This is a genomic window from Hyphomicrobium sp. ghe19 (assembly GCF_902712875.1).
GTDB lineage: Bacteria > Pseudomonadota > Alphaproteobacteria > Rhizobiales > Hyphomicrobiaceae > Hyphomicrobium_B.
The window spans coordinates 514,987-537,107 of record NZ_LR743509.1; the positions used below are offsets into that span (position 1 = coordinate 514,987).

Annotated in this window: 19 protein-coding genes and 1 pseudogene; 15 read left to right on the forward strand and 5 right to left on the reverse strand. The window is 60.3% G+C overall.

All coding sequences use genetic code 11. The annotated features are described in order from the left end of the window. The first annotated feature begins 7 nt into the window (after positions 1-7). The 9 genes from AACL53_RS02420 to AACL53_RS02460 all read left to right on the forward strand — a co-directional run bounded on the left by AACL53_RS02420 (position 8) and on the right by AACL53_RS02460 (position 9,196). Positions 8-583: a DUF3299 domain-containing protein gene (locus AACL53_RS02420; protein WP_339082111.1), complete on the forward strand. Its 576-nt coding sequence runs from the start codon at positions 8-10 to the stop codon at positions 581-583. Between the two features lie 242 nt (positions 584-825). Continuing rightward, positions 826-1,860: a sulfate ABC transporter substrate-binding protein gene (locus AACL53_RS02425; protein ID WP_339082112.1), complete on the forward strand. Its 1,035-nt coding sequence runs from the start codon at positions 826-828 to the stop codon at positions 1,858-1,860. 292 nt (positions 1,861-2,152) lie between these two features. Further along, positions 2,153-2,875: an alpha/beta hydrolase gene (locus AACL53_RS02430; RefSeq protein WP_339082114.1), complete on the forward strand. Its 723-nt coding sequence runs from the start codon at positions 2,153-2,155 to the stop codon at positions 2,873-2,875. A 134-nt stretch (positions 2,876-3,009) separates the two neighbouring features. Continuing rightward, complete coding sequence (locus AACL53_RS02435) at positions 3,010-4,341, forward strand: porin (RefSeq protein ID WP_339082116.1); 1,332 nt, start codon at positions 3,010-3,012, stop codon at positions 4,339-4,341. A 245-nt stretch (positions 4,342-4,586) separates the two neighbouring features. Continuing rightward, positions 4,587-5,222, forward strand: a complete 636-nt coding sequence (locus AACL53_RS02440) for a helix-turn-helix domain-containing protein (protein WP_339082119.1) — start codon at positions 4,587-4,589, stop codon at positions 5,220-5,222. A 224-nt stretch (positions 5,223-5,446) separates the two neighbouring features. Continuing rightward, entirely contained in the window at positions 5,447-6,280 is an 834-nt protein-coding gene (gene cysT, locus AACL53_RS02445; RefSeq protein WP_339082121.1) for a sulfate ABC transporter permease subunit CysT, read from the forward strand. After that, positions 6,280-7,176, forward strand: coding sequence for a sulfate ABC transporter permease subunit CysW (cysW, locus tag AACL53_RS02450; RefSeq protein WP_339082123.1), 897 nt, complete (start codon positions 6,280-6,282; stop codon positions 7,174-7,176). Before cysT ends, cysW begins: the two co-directional genes overlap by 1 nt. Then, a complete protein-coding gene (locus AACL53_RS02455; RefSeq protein ID WP_339082125.1) occupies positions 7,173-8,270 on the forward strand; it encodes a sulfate/molybdate ABC transporter ATP-binding protein in 1,098 nt (365 codons plus the stop codon). The genes cysW and AACL53_RS02455 overlap by 4 nt, the downstream gene beginning before the upstream one ends. After that, positions 8,267-9,196 carry a CysB family HTH-type transcriptional regulator gene (locus tag AACL53_RS02460; RefSeq protein ID WP_339082127.1) on the forward strand — a complete coding sequence of 310 codons (930 nt, stop codon included), beginning with the start codon at positions 8,267-8,269 and terminating at the stop codon, positions 9,194-9,196. The genes AACL53_RS02455 and AACL53_RS02460 overlap by 4 nt, the downstream gene beginning before the upstream one ends. 30 nt (positions 9,197-9,226) lie before the next feature. On the opposite strand, the gene otnI is transcribed toward AACL53_RS02460, so the two are convergent. From otnI to AACL53_RS02475, 3 genes are all read right to left on the reverse strand, one after another. After that, positions 9,227-10,021, reverse strand: a complete 795-nt coding sequence (gene otnI / locus AACL53_RS02465; protein ID WP_339082129.1) for a 2-oxo-tetronate isomerase — start codon at positions 10,019-10,021, stop codon at positions 9,227-9,229. 27 nt (positions 10,022-10,048) lie between these two features. Beyond that, positions 10,049-11,008, reverse strand: coding sequence for a lipoyl synthase (gene lipA, locus AACL53_RS02470; protein WP_339082130.1), 960 nt, complete (start codon positions 11,006-11,008; stop codon positions 10,049-10,051). A 183-nt stretch (positions 11,009-11,191) separates the two neighbouring features. Further along, a complete protein-coding gene (locus AACL53_RS02475; RefSeq protein ID WP_339082132.1) occupies positions 11,192-12,436 on the reverse strand; it encodes a L,D-transpeptidase in 1,245 nt (414 codons plus the stop codon). Between the two features lie 594 nt (positions 12,437-13,030). On the opposite strand from AACL53_RS02475, the gene AACL53_RS02480 reads away from it, so the two are divergent. The 4 genes and pseudogenes from AACL53_RS02480 (at position 13,031) to AACL53_RS02495 (ending at position 18,843) form a co-directional block, all read left to right on the forward strand. Continuing rightward, positions 13,031-13,732: a hypothetical protein gene (locus tag AACL53_RS02480; protein ID WP_339082134.1), complete on the forward strand. Its 702-nt coding sequence runs from the start codon at positions 13,031-13,033 to the stop codon at positions 13,730-13,732. Further along, entirely contained in the window at positions 13,629-15,227 is a 1,599-nt protein-coding gene (locus tag AACL53_RS02485; RefSeq protein ID WP_339082136.1) for a DNA polymerase Y family protein, read from the forward strand. Before AACL53_RS02480 ends, AACL53_RS02485 begins: the two co-directional genes overlap by 104 nt. Positions 15,228-15,237: 10 nt before the next feature. Further along, a pseudogene (locus AACL53_RS02490) lies at positions 15,238-15,633 on the forward strand (PHP domain-containing protein); the annotation flags it as partial. A gap of 354 nt (positions 15,634-15,987) precedes the next feature. Then, positions 15,988-18,843 (forward strand): error-prone DNA polymerase, encoded by a 2,856-nt coding sequence (locus tag AACL53_RS02495; protein WP_339082138.1) that lies wholly within the window; start codon positions 15,988-15,990, stop codon positions 18,841-18,843. Between the two features lie 67 nt (positions 18,844-18,910). Here the strand turns inward: AACL53_RS02495 and AACL53_RS02500 are convergent, their stop codons facing one another. Further along, entirely contained in the window at positions 18,911-19,168 is a 258-nt protein-coding gene (locus tag AACL53_RS02500; protein ID WP_339082140.1) for a hypothetical protein, read from the reverse strand. 179 nt (positions 19,169-19,347) lie between these two features. On the opposite strand from AACL53_RS02500, the gene AACL53_RS02505 reads away from it, so the two are divergent. Beyond that, positions 19,348-19,773, forward strand: a complete 426-nt coding sequence (locus tag AACL53_RS02505) for a cupin domain-containing protein (protein WP_339082142.1) — start codon at positions 19,348-19,350, stop codon at positions 19,771-19,773. A 24-nt stretch (positions 19,774-19,797) separates the two neighbouring features. Here AACL53_RS02505 and AACL53_RS02510 read toward each other — a convergent pair whose 3' ends face one another. After that, positions 19,798-20,247 (reverse strand): cupin domain-containing protein, encoded by a 450-nt coding sequence (locus AACL53_RS02510; RefSeq protein ID WP_339082144.1) that lies wholly within the window; start codon positions 20,245-20,247, stop codon positions 19,798-19,800. Positions 20,248-20,353: 106 nt separating this feature from the next. Here AACL53_RS02510 and ggt point away from each other — a divergent pair, with 106 nt between their 5' ends. After that, positions 20,354-22,096, forward strand: coding sequence for a gamma-glutamyltransferase (ggt, locus tag AACL53_RS02515; protein ID WP_339082146.1), 1,743 nt, complete (start codon positions 20,354-20,356; stop codon positions 22,094-22,096). Positions 22,097-22,121 lie beyond the last annotated feature (25 nt).

The following is a 22,121-nucleotide window of genomic DNA, read 5'->3' on the forward strand; positions in this document are numbered from 1 at the left end:
TGCGGATATGGCATCGAAATATGTTTTCGCTCTAAGCGTCATGCTCAATCTGATGCTCGCGGTCGCGTCGTCGTCGAACGCCGGCGCCGATACACCGCGGCAACTCAAGTGGGCCGATCTCGTTCCAAAGAGCGTTCCGGCGGCATCGACAATGCAGTCCAAGACGTTTTTCGGCGGCTCCGTGCCGCCGACGACGGATGCGGGGCCTCCTCCGCCTCCGCTTCCCGAGGGCAAGTTCATGGCGGTTAAGCGCCGGCAGCCCGGCAGCGATCGTCCGCCTGCAATCGTCGCGGAGCTTGACGGACAAAGCGTTTCGATCGGCGGTTACGTCGTTCCTCTGGACTTCGATGCGACGACGGTGAAGGAATTTCTTCTCGTGCCGTTCGTCGGGGCCTGCATTCACGTGCCGCCGCCGCCGGCCAATCAGATCATCTACGTGAAGACAGACAAAGGGTTTGAAGTCGGCGGTATGTTCGATCCGGTGACGGTGACCGGTAAAATCAACACGAGTGAAGCGTTCACGGGGCTCGCCGACGCCGGTTATACGATCACGGCTGACAGCGTGGAGCTAAGAAAGCAGTAGCTGCAACGGAGCGGGCGTTCACGTTTTCCGCCATGAATGCGTCCTCGCATTCTGTGCGGGGCGACGCGAAAATTTCGCTTTATCGTTCTGCCTTAGATTTCCATTTTAGCGGATGGGAGCCCGGCAGCGTTGGGGTTTCGAGCAGCGAAACGTCTAATAAGCTCAGCATTTCTTCTTCGTTCGTCGGCGCGATAGCGCTGGATAGGTTCACTCTCAAGCCAATTCCAACTTGAGAGGTTCTGATGTCGTTCCTACCCCTGACCCGCAGATCAGCCATCGGGGCCGTGCTTGGCCTCGGCCTCGCCGGGCTTTCCGGCTACGCTTCCGCTGCAGAGATCTCGCTGCTCAACGTATCCTACGATCCGACGCGCGAACTCTATCAAGCGTATAATGTGGCCTTCGCGAAGTACTGGAAGGCGAAGACGGGTGATGACGTCACCATCAAGCAGTCGCATGGCGGTTCCGGCAAGCAGGCTCGCTCGGTCATCGACGGCATCGATGCCGATGTCGTGACGCTCGCACTCGCGGGGGACGTCGACTCGCTCCACAAGAACGGCGATCTCGTCAAAGCTGATTGGATCAAGAGCCTTCCCGACAACTCGGCTCCGTATACCTCGACAATCGTCTTCCTCGTCCGCAAGGGCAATCCAAAGGGCATCAAGGATTGGTCGGATCTCGCGAAAGACGGCATCGAAGTTGTCACTCCGAACCCGAAGACGTCGGGCGGCGCGCGCTGGAACTATCTTGCAGCCTGGGGTTATGCGCTGAAGCAGCCCGGCGGTAGCGACGCGACGGCGAAAGATTTGGTCAGCAAGATCTACAAGAACACCAAAGTTCTCGACTCGGGCGCGCGTGGTTCGACGACGACATTCGTCGAACGCGGTATTGGCGACGTGCTGATTGCCTGGGAAAACGAAGCCTATCTCTCGGTTAAAGAGCTTGGTCCCGACAAGTTCGAGATCGTTACTCCGTCTATCTCAATTCTTGCTGAGCCGAGCGTTGCCGTCGTCGACAAGGTCGTCGACAAGCGTGGCACCCGGGCTGTTGCCGAGGAATATCTGAAGCATCTCTACAGCGAAGAAGGCCAGGAAATCGCGGCGAAGAACTTCTATCGTCCCCGCGACGAGAAGGTTGCGCAGAAATATGCGAGCCAGTTTGGACCGGTGAAGACCTTCACGATCGATGAAGTTTTCGGCGGCTGGGGCAAGGCCCAGGCGGAACACTTCAAGGACGGCGGCGTGTTCGATCAGATCTACACGCCCGGCAACAAGAGCTGAACGTCTCACTAGAAACTGAATTCGTGCGTCGCCTTCTCGGCCGGAAGCTCCTCCAGACCATTTCGGAAAGAGAACTGGGCGACGCACGAAGCAGGACGTTTGATCACTTCGTCACGGAATTCGAAACAATGCTGATGTCAGGACGTGGTCGAGAAAGGTGTTGCGGGTCGTTTGTCCGCTAGCCGGCGCAGGAGCCGGCGACTGCCATTCGAGCGGCGCGCGAAGTCCGCCGCAGGCCCGAACAGACCAGAGCCAATTTCCGTTGGATGGCTCAGCATCAAGGGTGAATTCAATGTCGACAACTCTCATCGTACCCGGCCTCCGATCGAGTGGGCCTACGCACTGGCAAACCTGGCTCGAGCGCCGCGTCAGCGGCAGCGTCCGCATCACGCAGCGGGACTGGAACGATCCTCATCTGCCCGAATGGTCGGCGCGCGTCCGTCGCGAAATTGTGCGCGCAACGGGACCGATCTTCATCGCTGGGCATTCGTTCGGAGCCTTGGCCGCCGTACAGGCCGCAAGCGATCACGCTGAGCGAATCACCGGAGCACTTCTTGTCGCTCCGGCGGATCCCGAAGCCTTCGGGGTCGCCGAATTCCTGCCGACGAAGCCTTTGGGCTTTCCCGTCATCCTCGTTGCCAGCAGGAACGACCCTTGGATGGCGATCGAGAAGGCGCGTCGCTGGGCTGATCTCTGGCGAGCCGATTTCATCGATCTCGGCGAGGCCGGGCACATCAATTCCGAGGCCGGCTTCGGCCCGTGGCCGGAAGGTCTCGCGCTGCTTGAAAGGCTACGGCGAGCCGGAGAATTTCGCTCGGCGGCTGAACGGCTTGCGGCTTTGGATTTGTCTCAGTCTCAGCCTTTGCAACGGCACTGGCTCGCGCGCCGGCGATATGCGTTGGGACGGGGCGCACAATCCATCGATCATCGCGATCTCGCCGGCGCCGCGGCGCTGCTTCGCGCAGCCGGTTGGACCGTGGGTGCGCCGAGGGTGACAGCCCAAGGTGCAAGATAGTCACTCCGCTATTGCAGATGTACGTGCCACTGAGGATATGTAATTGACTTGGAGAAGGGATCGTAAAAAATAGCTGAGAAATCAATGAACTAATCAGAAGTTCATCTAATTAAACAGACGGGGGTCTGAAGTACATGAAACTAGTAACGAGAAAGGGACGCCTCTGGGGTGTCTCGGTAGCTGCCTTGATGGTTGGCGGATGGGCGATGCCCGTAGCCGCTGCCGATCTCGGCGGCGATTGCTGCGCGGATCTCGAAGAGCGCGTTGCGGAACTCGAAGCTACAACGGCTCGCAAAGGCAACCGTAAGGTCAGCCTGACGGTTTCGGGCTGGGTGAACGAGAGCGTGATCTGGTGGGACGACGGCAGCGAGAGGAATGCTTACGTCGGTACGAACCCTGTTGAGCAATCCCGTTTCCGCTTCGTCGGCGACGCGAAGATAAACGCAGATTGGTCGGCGGGTTATGTGCTTGAGATCGGCGTATTTGGCGGCAACCTCGGTAAGGCCGACCAGGACAACCCGGATGGCGCGACTGGCGCCAACAGCCTTTCGGTTCGCAAAAGCAACTGGTACTTAAAGAGCAAGACGTTCGGTAAAGTTTCCGTTGGTCAGGAAAGCACGGCGACCTACCATTTGCTCGACGATGCCGACACGTCTTTGACGCGTAATTTTTACGACGCTGAAGGTCCTCCTGACTATCTGCAGTCGTTTTACCTGCGCGATAAGGCTGGGAATCGGATTCCGTCTGGCTCTTCAAACTTGAAGTGGGGGGACGCGCTCCGCGGTTTCAACAACTCGACGCCAGGCGATGACGGACGCCGGAACGTTGTGCGTTACGAGTCGCCGACGTTCGCGGGCTTCAGTGTTGCGACCGCCTGGGGCGAGGACGACATCTGGGATGCCGCTGTGATCTACAAGGGCGAGTCCGGAGATTTCAACTACAACGCGCGGGCCGGATATGGCCAGTCTACGGATGGCTTCTCGACACCGTGCCACGGCTCCGGCTCTTCGCCTGATAACGCTCTCAATTGCGAGTGGTGGGGCGTTTCGGCGTTCCTGCAGCACGCGCCAACGGGTTTGTTCGTCTACGGCGGATACGGCAAGCAGCACGACGGCTCGAACAACCCCGCCATCGACGCTAAGATACTCGATAAAGACAGCACGACCTGGTTCGTGCAGGGTGGCATCGAAAAGAAGTGGATCCCGCTGGGTAAGACCAACGTATTCGGTATGTACCGCCAGGATGACTCCGGTTCTGACGTGACCGGCACGGGCACTATCAGAACAACGGGTGCCAACATCGATTTCTGGGCAGTTGGTGCTGCGCAGAACATCGAAGCTGCTGAAGCGACCCTCTATCTCATCTATCAGCATGCTGATGGTGATGTGACGGTCGGCACGAATACGTCAGCCACCGAGTTGTCGGCGATGCAGCAGGTCATCGGCGGTATGAAGATCAACTTCTAAGACGGCGCTGCCGCTTCGGAAGTCAGGAAACGTCTGACGCTCCCGTCAGATCACATGCGAGAAGGATGGCTTTTCAGGCTTTCCTTCTCGCCTTTTGCGCGGAATACGCGCCGCCGCTTGAGCCATGCTCGCAGCAAGCAATTCCCTCATAAGCTCATAACTTCTTCTTCGTTCCGCCGGTATCGCAGCTCGGCTATCCGTATTTGCAGACGCAAAGCGAACTGCGAAAGTCGGCGGCGATGGTAATGGCGAGAAAAGAAGATTTCGAGACTCTCGAAGGTGCAGACAGCGGCCCGGCGAAGCTTTCCATCATCGTCGGGGAAAATTTGCGTCATCTCAGGCGCAAGAGCGGTCTGTCGTTGGAACAGCTTGGTATCATCTCGGGCGTCAGCCGCGCGATGCTCGGGCAGATAGAAACGGGCAAGAGCGCGCCGACGATCAACCTATTGGGGCGCATTGCCGAGGCGTTGAAGGTCTCGGTGCCAAGCCTCATTTCCAGTCCAGGCGTGGGCGGCACGGTCGTTGTCCCGCGCGACCGAGCGACGGTGGTTTCATCGAGCGAAGGCGGTTTTGTCAGCCGCGCTCTTTTCCCCTGGGGGGATCCACAACGCATTGAAATTTATGAGGTGACGATTGGCGCGCAGCATCGCGAAGTGTTCGCGGCGCAGACAGCGGGCGCCAAAAAGAACCTCGTCGTCGTCAAGGGCACGGTCGAAATCGTCGTGGGGGAGGATTCTCCTGCCCGGTTGATCGAGGGTGATGCGATCCTCTTCAATGCGGATACTCCGCATCATTTTCACAATCCGGGGGACGATGACGCAAAAGCATTCTTGGTCGTCACGGGGCTTGATGGTTCCAACTCGCGGGGCCGGCAGGGTTAAGGCGACCGCCACCTGAGCAACCCCCGATAATCTCATATGCTTAGCAGCTATTGTTCGTTAGCCGTGGCGCGGCTCTCAAATAGTGTGCGGGTCGGTCGTTTTAGCAGAAAGACGAGTGAATGACTCTCGACGGGACCATTTTCGGCAGGGCGTTTTCCTGGGCCGGCGTTATCGCTGCCGCCGGGTTCGTGGTCGTGCTGGCTGTGCTGATTTAAGGGGCGGGGATGTCTGGGGTCAATAAGAGGGTGCTGCCGGGCTTCGGGCTATCGCTCGGGTTTACGCTTGTGTACCTGTCGCTGATCGTTCTCATTCCGCTGTCGGCCGTCTTTCTCAAGACATCGACGATGAGCTGGGATGAATTCGTGAATGCGGTTGCCGCGCCGCGCGTCGTCGCGTCCTACAAGTTGACGTTCGGGGCATCGTTTTTGGCGGCGGCGATCAACGCCGTTTTCGGTTTGCTGCTCGCCTGGGGTTTGACGCGCTACACGTTTCCCGGCCGTAAGATCGTCGACGCGCTCATCGATCTTCCCTTCGCGTTGCCGACGGCTGTTGCGGGTATCGCGCTGACCGCGATCTACGCGAAAAACGGATGGATCGGCGCGCTTCTCGAACCGCTCGGAATCAAAATCGCTTTCGGCCCTCCGGGCGTTCTCGTCGCGCTGACTTTTATCGGGCTGCCTTTCGTTGTCCGGACCGTTCAGCCGGTGCTTGAAGATCTTGAAACAGAGTATGAGGAGGCTGCTGCGAGCCTTGGGGCGACCCGCTGGCAGGCGTTTCAGCGCGTTGTGTTTCCGACGCTCTTTCCGGCGTTGCTGACCGGTTTCGCGCTGGCATTTGCGCGCGCTGTCGGGGAATACGGATCGGTGATCTTCATCGCCGGGAATATTCCGATGGTTTCCGAAATCACGCCGCTCATCATTATCACGAAGCTCGAACAGTTCGACTACAAGGGCGCGACGGCCGTTGCTTCCGTCATGCTGGTCATTTCGTTCCTGCTGCTCCTCGTGATCAATGGCCTCCAGGCATGGACGGCGCGACGTACGGGGAGGGCGATCTGATGGCTGTCGTTGCTGCAACATTCGACGCCCGGTCCGATACGGCCGGTAAATTCGAAGCCAATCCGGCGACGCGGGATTCGGCTTGGGTGAAGTACCTGGTGATCGGCGTTGGGCTCACCTATTTCGCCGTCTTCCTTTTGCTGCCCTTGATCGCGGTGTTCGTGGAAGCCTTCCGCAAAGGCGCGGGCACGTATTTCGCAGCGCTTGTCGAACCCGACGCATTGTCGGCAGTTCGTCTGACAATCCTGGCCGCCGCAATCGCCGTGCCGTTCAATCTTATCTTCGGGGTGTCGGCCGCCTGGGCGATCGCGAAGTTTCAATTCCCCGGCAAGAATTTTCTGATCACCCTCATCGATCTGCCGTTTTCCGTATCGCCCGTGGTCGCCGGTCTGATCTACGTGTTGGTGTTTGGATTGCAGGGCTGGTTCGGTCCCTGGCTGCATGAGCACGATATAAAAATCATCTTCGCGGTGCCGGGCATCGTCCTCGCTACGGTTTTCGTCACGTTTCCGTTCATCGCGCGCGAACTCATTCCCTTGATGCAGGCGCAGGGACGCGACGAGGAGGAAGCAGCGATATCGCTTGGCGCGTCGGGCCTTCAGACGTTCTGGCGCGTGACGATCCCGAACGTGAAATGGGCGCTGCTCTACGGGGTCATCCTGTGCAACGCTCGCGCGATGGGCGAGTTCGGTGCGGTGTCGGTCGTCTCAGGCCATATCCGCGGCGAAACGAACACGATGCCGCTGCACGTCGAGATTCTCTACAACGAATATCAATTCGCCGCCGCCTTCGCAGTGGCATCGCTATTGGCGCTGCTGGCGCTGGTAACGCTCGTTTTGAAAACTTACGTCGAGTGGCGCTCCCACCGTCCGGTTGCCGAGGAACAGGTTTCATGAGCATCGAGGTCATTGGCGTCAGCAAGACGTTCGGCACGTTCAAGGCACTGAACAACGTCTCGCTCAATTTTCCGGATGGAGAGCTCGTCGCGCTCCTCGGCCCGTCGGGCTGCGGAAAGACAACGCTTCTGCGCGTCATCGCGGGCCTCGAGCATGCCGACACCGGTCGCATCGTGCTCGACGGCACGGACGCGACGGACAAAGATGTGCGCCAACGCCGCGTCGGATTCGTCTTTCAGCATTACGCGCTTTTCCGGCACATGACGGTGTTTGAAAACATCGCTTTTGGTCTTCGCGTTCGCCCGCGCCGTGAGCGGCCGAGCGAGAAAGACATTCGCGCCAAGGTCAACCGGCTGCTCGATCTCGTGCAGCTCGGATGGGTGGCGAACCGCTTTCCGTCGCAGCTTTCGGGCGGCCAACGGCAGCGCATCGCGCTCGCCCGGGCTCTCGCCGTCGAACCGCGCGTTCTGCTTCTCGACGAGCCGTTCGGCGCGCTCGACGCCAAAGTCAGAAAAGAGCTCAGGCGCTGGCTTCGCACGCTCCACGACGAACTGCACATTTCGTCGATATTCGTGACGCACGATCAGGAAGAGGCGCTCGAAGTTTCCGACCGGATCGTTCTCGTCAACAAGGGGCAAGTCGAGCAGATCGGCACGCCGAAAGAGATCTACGAGCAGCCGGCGACGGCGTTTGCCTATAGCTTTATCGGCTCGGTTAACGAATTCCGCGGCCGCGTCGACGGCGACTTCGTGCGCGTCGGGGATGAGAAGCTGCGTTTCCAGACGGGGACGTTCAAGAACGGTCAAGAGGTCATTGCGTTCAGCCGTCCTCACGATACCGAAATCGTTGCGAACCCGCAGTCTGAAGACGGCGTATCTGCGAGCATCAAGAGAATTCTTGGCACCGGCGCCGTGGCGCGGGTAGAACTTGTGGCCAATGGCGAGGCGCGCGAGGGCCGCAAGGAGTTCTTCGAAGTCGAAATTCCGGGCTCCGATGTTCAGTCGCTCGGGTTATCGACGGGCCAGCACGTCAAGCTCAGAGGGCGGCGGTTGAGCGTCTTTGCAGATCAGAACGGAACACAGGCCGCATCGTGAACTTCCAGCAACTCCGCATTATCCGCGAAACACTCCGCCGCAATTTCAATCTTACCGAAGTCGCGAATGCGCTCTATACGTCGCAATCCGGCGTTTCGAAACACATCAAAGACCTCGAGGATGAACTCGGGGTTGAGCTGTTCGTGCGCCGTGGCAAGCGGCTCCTCGGTCTTACCGAGCCCGGCAAAGAGCTGGCGTTGATCGTCGACCGGATCTTGCTCGATACGGCGAACATCAAACGGCTTGCCGATCAGTTCGCGGGGTCGGATCGCGGCGAGATTCTCATCGCAACGACGCACACGCAGGCGCGTTATGCGCTTCCGGGGCCGATCGCGGCGTTCCGGAAGGAGTTTCCGAACGTCCATCTGGTTTTGCATCAAGGGACGCCGAGAGAAATCGCGACGATGCTCAACGATGGTACGGCCGACATCGGTATTGCCACCGAGGCGCTGGAAGACACCGCCGAGCACGTGACCTTTCCATTCTATTCCTGGCATCACGGCGTGATCGTGCCGAAAGGGCATCCGCTCGAAACGCAGACGCCGGTGACGTTGGAGAAGATCGCCGATTGGCCGATCATCACGTATCACGAGGGCTTCACGGGGCGGCCCGCAATCGATGCGGCGTTCGCCTCGGCCAATCTCGCGCCTGATATCGTGATGGTCGCGCTCGATGCCGACGTCATCAAAACATATGTCGAAGTCGGTCTCGGCATCGGCATTGCTGCGTCGATGTCTTACGATGCCAGCCGTGATACGGGCCTGACGCTTCTCGACACGACGCACCTTTTCCCGAAATCGACGTCGCGCATCGCGCTCCGCCGCGGCCGCTTTCTGCGCGGCTTCGCCTACCGGTTCATCGAGCTTTGCGCGCCGGATCTCACCGAGAAGGTCATCAAGGACGGCATTGCTTCGCCGTCCGACTGACGCTGCTGGCACGCTCGATGACGGACGACGTCAGGCGACCGGCGACTTCGCCTTCTGCGCCCGGAACCACGCGAGGCTGTCGTAGGTTCCGGCGAGCGGCCTGTATTCACAGCCGACCCATCCTTTGTAGCCGATCCGGTCGAGATGGCTGAATATGAACGGGTAGTTGATCTCCCCGGTGCCGGGCTGATGGCGGCCGGGCGTGTCGGCGATCTGAATGTGGGCGATGATCTTCAGGTACTTGTCGATCGTCGGCGTCAGATCGCCTTCCATGATCTGCATGTGATAGACGTCGTATTGGAGACGCAGGTTCTCCGCCTCCACCGTTTCGATGATGTCTGCCGCCTTCGCGGTCGAATCGAGAAAGTAGCCTGGGATGTCGCGCGTATTGATCGGTTCGATCAGCAGCGTCATGCCTTCATCCGCCAGGGCGCGCGCGGCGAAACGTAGGTTATCGACGTAAGTTTTGCGCATCGCCCGATGGTCGGCGCCGAGGGGCGCGATGCCTGCAAGGCAATGGAGCTGCGTGCAGCCGAGCACCTTCGCGTACTTCACGGCGCGGGCAACGCTATCGCGGAATTCGCTGACGAGGTTCGGATAAATCGCGATGCCGCGTTCGCCGGCTTCCCAGTTGCCGGCGGGCAAATTGAATAGCGCTTGGCGAAGCCCGTTCGCCTTCAAACGCGCGGCGATGTCGTCGGCGTTGAACTCATAGGGGAAAAGAAATTCGGCGCCTTCGAAGCCTTGCGCCGCGGCTGCTTCGAAGCGATCGAGAAACGGCATCTCGTTGAACAGCAGCGATAGATTGGCCGCGAATTTTAACATGATCGCTCTGCTTGCAAGATGAGTTGATTAAGTTGAAACGTGCGCGCGGTGAGCTGCCTGAAGGCGGCGGAAATCGTCGCCGGCGTGGTAAGACGATCGCGTCAAAGGAGACGCGGCGACGAGCAGGAAACCCTTGGCGCGTGCGGCTTGTGCCAGGCCTTCGAACTCTTCCGGCGGAACATAGCGGGCGACAGCGGCATGTTTCCGCGTCGGCTGCAGGTATTGGCCGATCGTCAGGAAGTCGACGCCCGCCGACCGGAGGTCGTCCATGACCTGGAGGACTTCTTCGCGGGTTTCTCCAAGGCCGACCATGATCCCCGACTTCGTGAAGGTCTTCCGGTCGATTTCCTTGGCTCGCTGCAGGAGCCGGAGTGAATGGAAATAACGGGCGCCCGGGCGAATGCGCAGATAAAGGCCCGGCACGGTTTCAAGATTGTGGTTGAAGACGTCGGGCTGCGCTGCAATCACGATTTCGAGCGCGCCATCCTTGCGCAGAAAGTCCGGCGTCAAGACTTCGATCGTCGTGCCCGGGGAAGCCACGCGAATGGCGCGGATGGTTTCGGCAAAATGCTGGGCGCCGCCATCTGCGAGATCGTCGCGATCAACGGACGTTACGACGATGTGTTCGAGTGCGAGCCGCGCGACGGCATCGCCGACGCGTCGCGGCTCATCGGCGTCGAGAGCTGACGGCAGGCCTGTCGCGACGTTGCAGAAGGCGCAGGCGCGCGTACAAATCCCGCCCATGATCATCATTGTGGCGTGCCGCTTTTGCCAGCAATCGCCGATGTTTGGGCAGGCGGCCTCCTCGCAGACGGTGTGAAGCTTGTGTTCGCGAACGATGGCTCGCGTATGGTCGTACCCCGGCGAGCCTGGTGCGCGGACCCTTAACCAGTTCGGTTTGGGCAACGACGGCGTGTCAGAATGCGCGACCTTCTCGGGGTGGCGCGGGCGCGGCGTCGTGCCGGTACTGTCGAGCAAGGTCACCAAGGGCGCCATCGGCAAAAGACAACTGTCGCAACATACTAGCCGGTGCGGGCAGAATGTAACAGACGCCTATTCAGGCGCGCTCGCCCCTTCGCTCATGTGGGATCGGCCGTTGAAGACGTCAAAGAAAAAGGGCGGCTTGATCAGCCGCCCTCAAATTCTCGATGATGGACTTCAGGCGCCGCGTCACTGAACCTGGACGGCAGCAGCCTTATGGACGGGGAGCCCATCTGCTTCCGAAGCCGATGCCCGCGTTGTCGCCGCGCCGGAATCGGATTCCTTCGCCGGAGCCGACACTGCGCTCGGCTTTACCGGATCCGGAACAGCCATCGCGGGGCTCATAACCGGATCAACATGGGGGTCGGATGCGGAATCGGACGTTGCTTTCTTCTTCGCGCTCGAAGTGTTGGCAACTTTCTTCTTCTCCGATGACGCCGACTGCTCGGTTTCCGATTTTGCCTCAACAGATTTGTGCTTGGGCGCCTTCTCGGCGTCCCTCTGCTGCGGATCGGACTTTTGGGTCAGCGCCAGATCGTCGTCCTTCGTAGCGTCCTGCGAGGCTTGATCCGGTGCTTGCTGAGCGGCCTGGGAAACAGACGCCGTCTTCTTCGGATTGTCGTCCCAGAAGTAGTTATTCTGGTCATCGCCGTTCGATTGTGTGCTGGCGGCGCGGGCGGTCTGCGCTTTGCCCGAGTTGTAAGCTCCGTATTCGTAGGACGAGTTCGACGAAGAGGCCGAGGCAGAAGCCTTCGGCGCCGGGTTAGCCGAAGCGGACGATGCTGAGGCTGCGCGAGGGTTCGAATCGGCATCGCCGTAGCGCGGGTACTTGTCGCTGGAAGCGATAGGCCGCGTCGAGAACTGCTGCCAAGTAACAGTCACCCGCGTACCCATAGGTACGCGCGGATAGAGGTCGAGCACGTCTTCGTTGGTCATGCGGATGCAGCCGGCCGAAACGGCCTGGCCGATTGTCCAGGGCGCGTCGGTGCCGTGGATACGGTACGTGCTGCTGCCGAGATACATCGCCCGGATGCCGAGCGGGTTCATCGGATGGCCACCTGGAACCCAACGCGGCAGGCGCGGATTTTTGCTGACCATTTCCGGCGTCGGGGTCCACGGCGGGTTGATGCGCTTGTTGGTCACCGAGGTCACGCCCTGCCAACGGGCGCCTTCCTTGGGAACCGCGACGGGATAGGTCATCGCCTCGCCGGGCTTCGTGATCCAATAGAGCCGGCGGTCGGAGAACGAAACGATCACCTGACCGGGTTTGTACTTCGGATCGAACGATACAATGCTGCGGCCGCCGCCGTATTCGGCGCTGCCGCCCCAGAGGAAATCGATCAGGTCTTCGGCCTTGGCCGATGATGCGGACATCAACCCGCCGGCCATAACGATGGCGGAGAGGGTTAATCCGCTGAGGAAGCGCAGGCTCATCGGGGGATGCTCCGGTTGGTGAACAACAAATATACTAAACACAGAATGAGGGGGTCATCCTGTGCTTCGAATGGTGAAGAGCCGGTATAATTCAGTCTCGGTGCCGTCGGCAGAGCAGGGAAGTCACAGTTCCATGGGGATTGCATCGCTCCCCGCTGACATTCCTAGGGTTTTACGAATTTTAGAACGATGTGTTGCGGTTGGATGACGGCGTAATCCGAGTTCGTTCTTTGTCTGCGCAGACTTGACGGATTGAAGGGCTGGCATTAGAACAAAAGGCGAACATTTATGGGGTCGCTCGTGGGCGTTCCCTAAACGGACTTCTTTACCATGAGGTTCCTATTGGACCCGAGAGTTTCCACCGCCGTCTCGGGTCTATCCCCGGAGTCCGGGAAGGATGCGGTTATCGAGAGCTTGCGCTCCCGCATTTTACATATCGAGCGGCATGCTCCGCGCCGGGGGGTATCTGCGGTGCCGGAAAATTCCCCATTGCCCTGCTCGCGGCGGCGGTTGCGTTGGGAGCTTGGCTGTCCGGCCTGCGATGATCTTCTGCCGAGAGGGCTCGAGGCGAATTCTCTTCATGAAATCAAGGGCGTGCCTTCTGCTATTCATGGCGCGTCGGCGGCCGACTGGATGGCTGGGATAGGTTTTGCGGCTCGGCTCGCCGTTCGCCGGCTCGATACATTTGCGACGACCCAAGAAACCAATGGGTCTTCTTCGATGGCTGGTTCCGGGATTGGGCCTTGGGTGCTGTGGTGCTGGCCGCGTCAGCTTGCGGGCGAATTCGGTTCTCCGTCGGCGGCTGGCCTTGCGAGCCTCGGTCTCGATCCATCGCGCCTCATCATCGTCGAGACGGCGCGTGCGGGCGACGCGTTGAATGCGATCGAAGAGAGTCTCCGGGCTCAGAGCCTCGCCGTCGTCATCGGCATTGTCGAGGAGGCGGAGTTGACACCGGCGCGCCGCTTGAGCCTTGCGTCTGGAGAGACGGCAACGCCCTGCCTTCTCGTCACGCATCCCGCTTCCGAGCCCGCCGGGGCAACGGCAACCCGATGGCGCGTTAAGCGCGGTGGGAGTGCGCCGCACACTTTCGATCCGCGTGCGCCAGGATCTACGCGCTTTTCGATCGCGCTGGAGCGTTGCAGGGCGCGTCCTGAAAGCGCCGCCCGGTCTCCTATGCTTCTGGAGTGGAGTGATGAAACGCGTCGTTTCGATTTGGCTTCCGTCGTGGCCGATCTTCCGGCTCAAGCGCGCGGAGCCGACGGCTGTACCGTCCCAGCAGCCGTTCGCGCTTATTGAGAGCGGAGCGCATGGTCTGGCGATCGTGGCCGTCAACGAGGCTGCCGCGCGTCTCGGAATCGAGGCCGGCACATCGCTGGCCGATGCCAGGGCGGCGCATCCCGATCTCCTGTCGCGTCCCTCCGAGCCCGAGAAGGATCGCATCGCGCTTTTGAAGCTTGCGCGCTGGGCCGGCCGCTACGGTCCGAACCGGCACGTCGAGGGAAGTGATGGCTTATGGATCGACGTCAGCGGCGTCGCTCATCTCTTCGGGGGCGAAGAGAACTTGCTCAATGATATGACGCAGCATCTTTTGTCGTTCGGCGTTGCCGTGCAGGCTGGGCTTGCCGATACGCTTGGCGCCGCGCATGCGCTCGCCCGTTTTGGCTGTCCGCCCGATGCTGCGTGGGCGATGGCGCCGGTTTCCGAGACGCGCGCGGCGATCGGCTTTCTTCCCGTCGAGGCGCTGCGGCTCGATGCTCCGCGTATTCTGCTGCTGAAGCGACTGGGCCTCCGCCACATCAGTCAGCTCTACGATATTCCGCGCGATAGCTTGGCGCGCCGGTTTCGTTCCTCCGACGTTGCCGCTGCCGTTCTCGTGCGGCTCGATCAGGCCCTTGGCGCGATGGAGGAGCCGCGCCGGCCGATGCAGCCGCCGCCCGTCCTCTCGGTTGCGCGGGCTTTCGCCGAGCCTCTGATCTCTTCGGAAGCCTTGGAGGCCTTCACGAATGAACTCGCGGACGAACTCGCTGCCGCGCTTGCTGCGAAGGATCTCGGCGCGCGGGTTCTTCGGCTGACGTTCTATCGGGCCGACGGCACGAGCGGAACGATAGCTGCCGCGATGAGCACGCCTTGTCACGACGCTCGCCACATGATGGCCCTGCTCAGCGAGAAATTTTCGAGCATCGACGCGGGCTTCGGGGTCGATATTCTCCGGCTCGACGCGGTGCGTGCGGGAAAGCGCGGAGCCAATCAAAAGGGTTTTGCCTCGCCTCAGAGCGCGGCCTTTCGTGATCCTTCGGAACTTGTCGACCGTCTCGTCAATCGTCTCGGGCGCGACGCGATAACGGTGCTGCGTCCCAATGGCAGCCACATCCCGGAGCGTGCGGAAATTCGGCTCCCGGCGCTCGATGTTCTGGCGGCTGAAACGTCTTCGCGCGTTCAGTCCTACACGCCGCCTTGGCCCTATCCGAAGCGATTGCTTCGTCCGGCCTTCATGCTTTCGCGGCCTGAGCCGATCCAAGTTACGGCCGGTGTGCCGGATGGGCCGCCCGCGAGCTTCATCTGGCGGCGTGTCGAGCGTCGCGTGGCGCGCGCCCAAGGGCCGGAGCGCATCGCGCCTGAATGGTGGCGGACGCTCTATCTCGATGAAGATCAGAAGCGGCCGCGCACGCGCGACTATTACCGGATAGAGGATCAGCAAGGCGCGATGTACTGGGTTTTCCGGCATGGCCTTTATGAGGGCGAAGAGGGAAGCGAGCGGCCTCGTTGGTTCCTGCATGGGCTATTTGCGTGAGGCGATGCCGATGACGCTTCGCTACGCCGAGCTTCAGGTGACAACGAATTTTTCGTTTCTGCGGGGTGCCTCGCATGCGGAGGATCTTGTCGAGCAGGCTAAGGCGCTTGGTCTTGCGGCGATTGCGGTGACGGATCGCAATTCGCTCGCCGGCGTCGTGCGTGCGTACGTTGCGGCGAAACAGGACGAGGGGGAAGAGAACCCTAAAATTCGTCTCGTGATCGGCGCGCGTCTCGATCTCGAAGATGCGCCGAGCCTGCTCGTCTATCCGACGGACCGCGCGGCCTATGGGCGGCTCTGCCGCTTACTCTCGCATGGGCAACTCAGAGCGGACAAAGGCAAATGCATTCTCTATCTCGCCGATGTCGCCGCGCATGCGGAAGGCCAGATCTTCATTGCGCTGCCGCCGGACGATTGGGATTGGCGGGAGGTGACGCCATCAGCTCAGCCGACGAGCGCGCAGATTTTTCCATTCGTGCGTGAGCGTTTGGACCGTTCGGCTCCCCTTGCGGGGAAGGGGTAAGCGATCGTTGCAGTCCCCACCCCTAACCCCTCCCCGAGCAAGATACGACGAGTAAGATCGTCGTCAGCTTCAGATGTGTCTAATGGACAGAAATACACAAGTTCCTCGAGGATTTTGCTGCATCGCTAGGCGTCGGGCGCGAGCCGAAGACCCGCTTCACGAAGCGTCGTCTTCTCGAGCATGCAGATGACGAGATACTGCAGCGGACGCCATTCAACGTGATGTTAAAGCACATCATTGGGCACGCCGATCGTCGCGACCAATGATGTGCTTTATCATCACGCTGAATGCCGTCCGCTGCAGGATGTCGTCACCTGCATTCGCGAGAAGACGACGCTTCGTGAAGCGGGTCTTCGGCTCGAGGCCAACGCCGAGCGATACATCAAAAGCCCCGAGGAAATGGCGTATCTCTTCAGGGGCCACGAAGCGGCGCTGGCGCGGACGCTCGATATCGTGGACGCCTGCCGCTTTTCGCTCGGCGATCTCAGATACGAATATCCAGACGAGCCTGTGCCTCCAGGCAAGACCCCGCAGGAGCATCTCGTCGAGCTGACCTGGAAAGGTGCGCAAAGCCACTTTCCCGAAGGCTTGCCGGAAAAAGTTCGGGACACGATTGAGAAAGAGCTCAAGCTGATCGGCGAGCTCAAATTCGCGCCGTATTTTCTGACCGTCCACGACATCGTTGCGTTCGCGAGATCCAAGGACATTCTCTGCCAGGGGCGTGGTTCGGCTGCGAATTCGGTCGTCTGCTATTGCCTCGGCATTACGGCGGTGAACCCGATCGAGGTCAATCTGCTCTTCGAGCGTTTCATCTCGTCTGCGCGTCTGGAGCCGCCCGACATCGATGTCGATTTCGAACACGAGCGGCGCGAAGAGGTCATTCAATGGATCTATGAACGCTATGGCCGCGACCGTGCGGGGCTGACCGCAACCGTCATTTCGTATCGTTCGCGATCGGCCGTGCGCGATGTCGGCAAGGTGTTCGGCCTTTCGGAAGATACGATCTCGGCGCTTGCCGGCATGGTGTGGGGAACGCATGGGGGCGGCGTTCCAAAAAAACACGTGCGCGGCGCGGGGCTCGATCCGGCGGACCGGACGCTTGCTGCGGCGATGAAGCTTGCGCAGGAATTGATGGGATTTCCGCGGCATCTGTCGCAGCACGTCGGCGGCTTCGTGCTGACGCGCGGTCCTTTGGTCGAGGTCGTGCCGGTCGGCAATGCGGCGATGGCTGACCGCACCTTCATCGAATGGGACAAGGATGACATCGCGGCGCTGGGATTGATGAAGGTAGACGTTCTGGCGCTCGGCATGCTGACCTGCATCCGCAAGGCTTTCGATCTGATCGAGAAGCATCATGGCGAGACGTATACGCTCGCAACCGTGCCGCGTGCGAACAAGCCGACTTACGATATGCTGTGCCGTGCGGATTCCCTCGGCGTGTTCCAGGTCGAAAGCCGGGCGCAGATGAACATGCTGCCAAGGCTGAAGCCGCAGGAATTCTATGATCTCGTCATTGAGGTCGCGATCGTGCGTCCGGGGCCGATCCAAGGCGACATGGTGCATCCCTATCTCAGGCGCCGCAACGAACTCGAGGCCGTAGTCTATCCTTATCCCAAGGGTGGCGACGAGGACGAACTCAAGAATATTCTCGGCAAGACATTAGGCGTGCCGCTTTTTCAAGAGCAGGCGATGCGCATTGCGATGGTTGCCGCCAAGTTCAACGATAAGGAGGTCAACGATCTCCGGCGGGCGATGGCAACGTTTCGCCGTGTCGGCACGATCGGTCTGCTAGAAGAGAAGATGGTCTCGCGCATGGTCGAGCGCGGCTATGAAGAGGAATTTGCGGCGCGCTGTTTTGCGCAGATCAAGGGCTTCGGCGAATACGGCTTTCCCGAGAGCCATGCGGCGAGCTTCGCACTGCTCGTCTATGTGTCGTCCTGGATCAAATGTCATTATCCGGCGGCGTTTGCGTGCGCGCTTTTGAATTCGCAGCCGATGGGATTTTATGCGCCCGCGCAGATCGTGCGCGATGCTCACGAGCACGGGGTGGAGGTTCGGGAGACGGACGTCAATTTCTCCGACTGGGATTCGACATTGGAGCGGACACTCGAAGGAGGCCGTCCCGCGTTGAGGCTCGGACTGCGTCTCATCGATGGCCTCAGCGAAGCCGACATTCATGAGGTTCCGGAAAAAGATCCGGAGAAGAAGCAGGCTTTGCACCGAAAATTCCCGACGCTCATTCCGCCGTCACCTCCGACTGCGCATGGGACGCAGAAGCACGGGACGAACAGAAGATTTCAAGGCATTGCGGATGTCGCAAAGCGCGGAAGCGTCAGCACGCTCGAGAAGCTTGCGGCGGCGGATGCGTTTCGCTCGCTGGGGCTCGATCGCCGGCAGGCTCTGTGGGAAGTCAAAGCGCTCTCCAATGCGCCGCCGCTGCCACTCTTTTCCTGGAGCGAGACGCAGGACGTTGGGAAGGAGGCCGACGTCAAATTGCCCGAGATGGCGCTCTCAGAGCATGTGGTCAACGATTACCAGACGCTGCGTCTTTCGCTCAAGGCGCATCCGATGTCGTTTCTGCGCGAGGATTTTCGCCGCGAGCGCGTGCTTTCCTGCAAGGAGTTGGCCAATGCGAAAAACGACTCCTTCGTTCGGGTGGCGGGCGTCGTGCTCGTCCGGCAACGGCCGGGGACGGGGAACGTCGTGTTCATGACGATCGAGGATGAGACCGGCATTGCCAATGTCATCATCTGGCCGAAGCTGCTCGAACGTTTTCGCAAGGTCGTGATGACGTCGCGGCTCATCGTGATTGAAGGGCGTCTTCAAAGGCAGGTCGAGAAGCACGCGGATATCATTCACGTGGTGTCGACGAAGCTTATCGACAGAAGCGATTGGCTGCTGCGTCTTTCGGAATGGGCTGCGGATATGGACGTGCCGGTGGCGAATGCGGATGAGGTGCTGCACCCGGAGCCCGGCTCCGCGCATCCGAGCCGAAAAGACGACCGGCGTATTCATCCGCGTTTCTCGCGCGAGCCGAAGCCGCGTCATCCGCGCAACGTTCGCGTCATTCCGAAATCACGGGACTTTCACTAAACGAAAACATCATCGTGCGGAATTCCGCACGATGATGCCGTTAGCCCTCGAAAGTCAGAATGTCTTGTTACTTGCAGGCCAGCTGCGACGACTGGCACTGCTCGCCGAACGTGCCTGGCTTGCAGGACGTGTGGACCGTGCCCTTCGGCGTCCGGCCCTTGGCTTCGATGATGTTCGCCAAGCCGTGCGTCGACATGATAACTGCGAGGTCGTGCGTCAGCCCATCGCCAATCGCTCCGACGCGGACGCAGTCGGCGGCTTGAGCCGTCGCAGATAGTGCAACCATCACCGCAGCCGCAGCGACGCCGAGTTTCAATGAGCGCATTTGCCCCTCCAGATAATCAGGTCTTTCGGCGGGGAAATTAGTCGAGGGTTCAACCGAAGGACAGGCAGTCTCGTTGTGGTATGCACAAAGGAATTGAAGTGCGTGCCGGAATTGCCACTGAACGACCGGCGGCACGGCAAACCTTACGAATTCGTGATAATTGGAATGGGGTTGAGCACATGGACGAGAAGGCTCAGCAGGCGAGCGTTGGCCGGTTCGATATCGGCGAGGTCGCCGCGTCGTTTCCATCATCCGCGACGACGCTGCTCGTCGACCGCTATCTGACCGACCGCGAGGCGGCGAGCGCCCGCGTCTTTCGCGTCTACAGGCCGACGCCGCCGCACTATCACGCGACGTGCGATGAATATCTCTATGTGTTTTCGGGGCGCGGCACTTTCTGGATGCGCGATGCCTCGACGATCGGGGAGTTCGGTCCCGGGCAATTGCTGTTCTTCGAGAAGGGAACGGTTCACGCCCTGCCGGAGATCATCGAAGAGCCGGTTGTTTTTCTGTCGGTCGATACGCCACGGCGCGATCCGAAGGATATCATTTTCGTCAATCCCGAGGATGGTACGCCGGAAAGTTTCGTTCAGCAGAGCTATTGATCTGCTTGCGAACCAATCCGGCAACTATTCGGGGGGCTTTTCCGGGATCGAGGTCGGCATGCCTTCCGCGCCGATGTAGACGGCCAGGAGCCGGAGGGGGGCAGTTCCTGTGTTGGTGCCCTGGTGCGTCTGGTTGATCGCTTCGACAAAGGTATCGCCCTGCTTATAGGTGCGCTTGCCTTTGTTTCCATAGTCGACGGTCAGCTCCCCTTCCATCACCATGCCAACAAGAGGAATACCGTGCTGATGCCAGCCAGTGGAGACGCCCGGCGGCACATCGATGTATCCGGCTGTGATCTTCGCCGGCGCGCCGGTCGGGTAGACGATCGGCTCGTCGATGACTGTTTTCGACGTTTGGAGCAGCGGCGTAAACGTTATCGATGGCGCGAGCGCCATCGCAGTTGCGGCGCCGAGGGCGAAAAGTGTAGGCGCAGCCAGTGCGCATAGGACTTTTTTGCTTATGGAAAGAGACATCGTTGTCACCCATGTTTTCCGGCATAGATAACCTGCGGACCTTAATCTTTTGCTCTGTGAGGTTCGCCGGTAGCTTCATTTGGCTCGGCTCATCCCTGGGGATTTCATGACTTTCAGAATTTTGCTCGCGGTTTTGTGCTCGATTGTCGCGGTTACGGCGTCGGCGCAGGAATTCCGGCCGGTTCCTGAAGGTGCGTCGGGCAGGCGCGAGAAATCTCTCGTTGTAGCCAAGCATCACATGGTCGTCGCTGCGGAGCCCCTGGCTGCCGAGGCAGGTCGCGAAATATTGCGGCAAGGCGGATCTGCAATCGATGCCGCCATTGCGACTGAGCTGGTGCTCGGCCTTGTTGAGCCGCAGTCGTCGGGTCTTGGCGGCGGCGCGTTCATTACCCTGTGGGATGCCAAAACGCGTTCGATGACGACGTTCGATGGCCGCGAAACGGCGCCCGCCGCGGCGCGACCCGACCGGTTTCTCAAAGACGGCCAGCCGATGAAGTTCGAGGAGGCCGTGAACTCGGGTTTGAGCGTCGGTGTGCCGGGCCTTCTGCGCGCGCTTCATGCAGCACACGAGAAATACGGTAAGCTGCCTTGGGCGAAGCTCTTCGAGCCGGCGATAACGCTCGCCGAGAATGGATTTCCCGTATCGCCACGGCTCAACGTTCTTCTGAAATCCGAGAGCGCGGAAAAGTTCGCGCTCGATGCGCGCTCATATTTTTATGAGGGCGGCGTTACGCCGAGAGCTGCAGGATCGCTGCTCAAGAACCCCGAATACGCGGCGACGCTCCGAACGATTGCAGAGCGCGGGCCTGATGCGTTTTACACCGGCGACATTGCCGATGCGATGGTCAAGGCCGTCAAAGAAGCTCACACCATTCCTGGCGATCTGAGTGCTGAGGATATTGCGGGGTATACCGCAAAGGAGCGCGAGCCAGTTTGTGTCGCCTATCGCGGCCGGCAGGTTTGCAGCGTCGGTCCGCCTTCCTCGGGCGCACTCACCGTGGGCGCGGTGCTGAAACTCATCGAGCCATTTCCTCAGGTGCAGGGTGCTTCAGCGCTGATGACCGCGCCCGCTATGCAGATCATCGCCGAGGCAGAGAAGCTCGCCTTTGCCGATCGCAATATGTACATCGCCGATCCGGATCGGGTTGCGGTTCCGTCAGGGTTGCTCGATGACGCTTACCTCGCCGAGCGGCGGAAGCTTATCGATCCGAAGAAGGCGATGGCGAAGGCTGAGCCTGGATTACCGCCGGGCCTTGCCAAAAAGTCGTTCGGTCAGGATGCCACTTACGAAGTGCCGGGAACGACGCAGGTTTCGATCATCGACGGCGAAGGCAACGCGGTGTCGCTGACTGCGACGATCGAAAGCGCGTTTGGGTCACACCTTTGGGCGAAAGGCTTTCTGCTCAACAACGAGCTGACGGATTTCTCATTCGCGCCGGTCGATCCGAACGGCATGGCCGTCGCCAATCGAATAGAGGGTGGAAAGCGGCCGAGAAGCTCTATGGCGCCGACGATCGTTCTTGCTGCGGATGGCACGCCCGAAATCGTTACCGGCTCGCCGGGCGGCTCGCAGATCATCCTCTACGTCGTGAAAACTCTCGTTGCCGTACTGGATTGGGGGCTCGATGCGCAGCAAGCCGCGTCGCTCACGAATTTCGGCAGCCAGGGCGGACCGTTCCTGATCGAATATTCGCTGCCAATTGTCTGGCCGGCTTACGAGCTGACGTCCTATGGCCAAACGATCTCGGGGGCGACCATGACGTCCGGCGTGAACATGATCGTTCGGCGCGACGGCCGTCTCGAAGGCGGGGCCGATCCGCGCCGCGAGGGTGTCGCTCTCGGCGATTGATGCTAGAGGAAGCGAAACGTCCTGA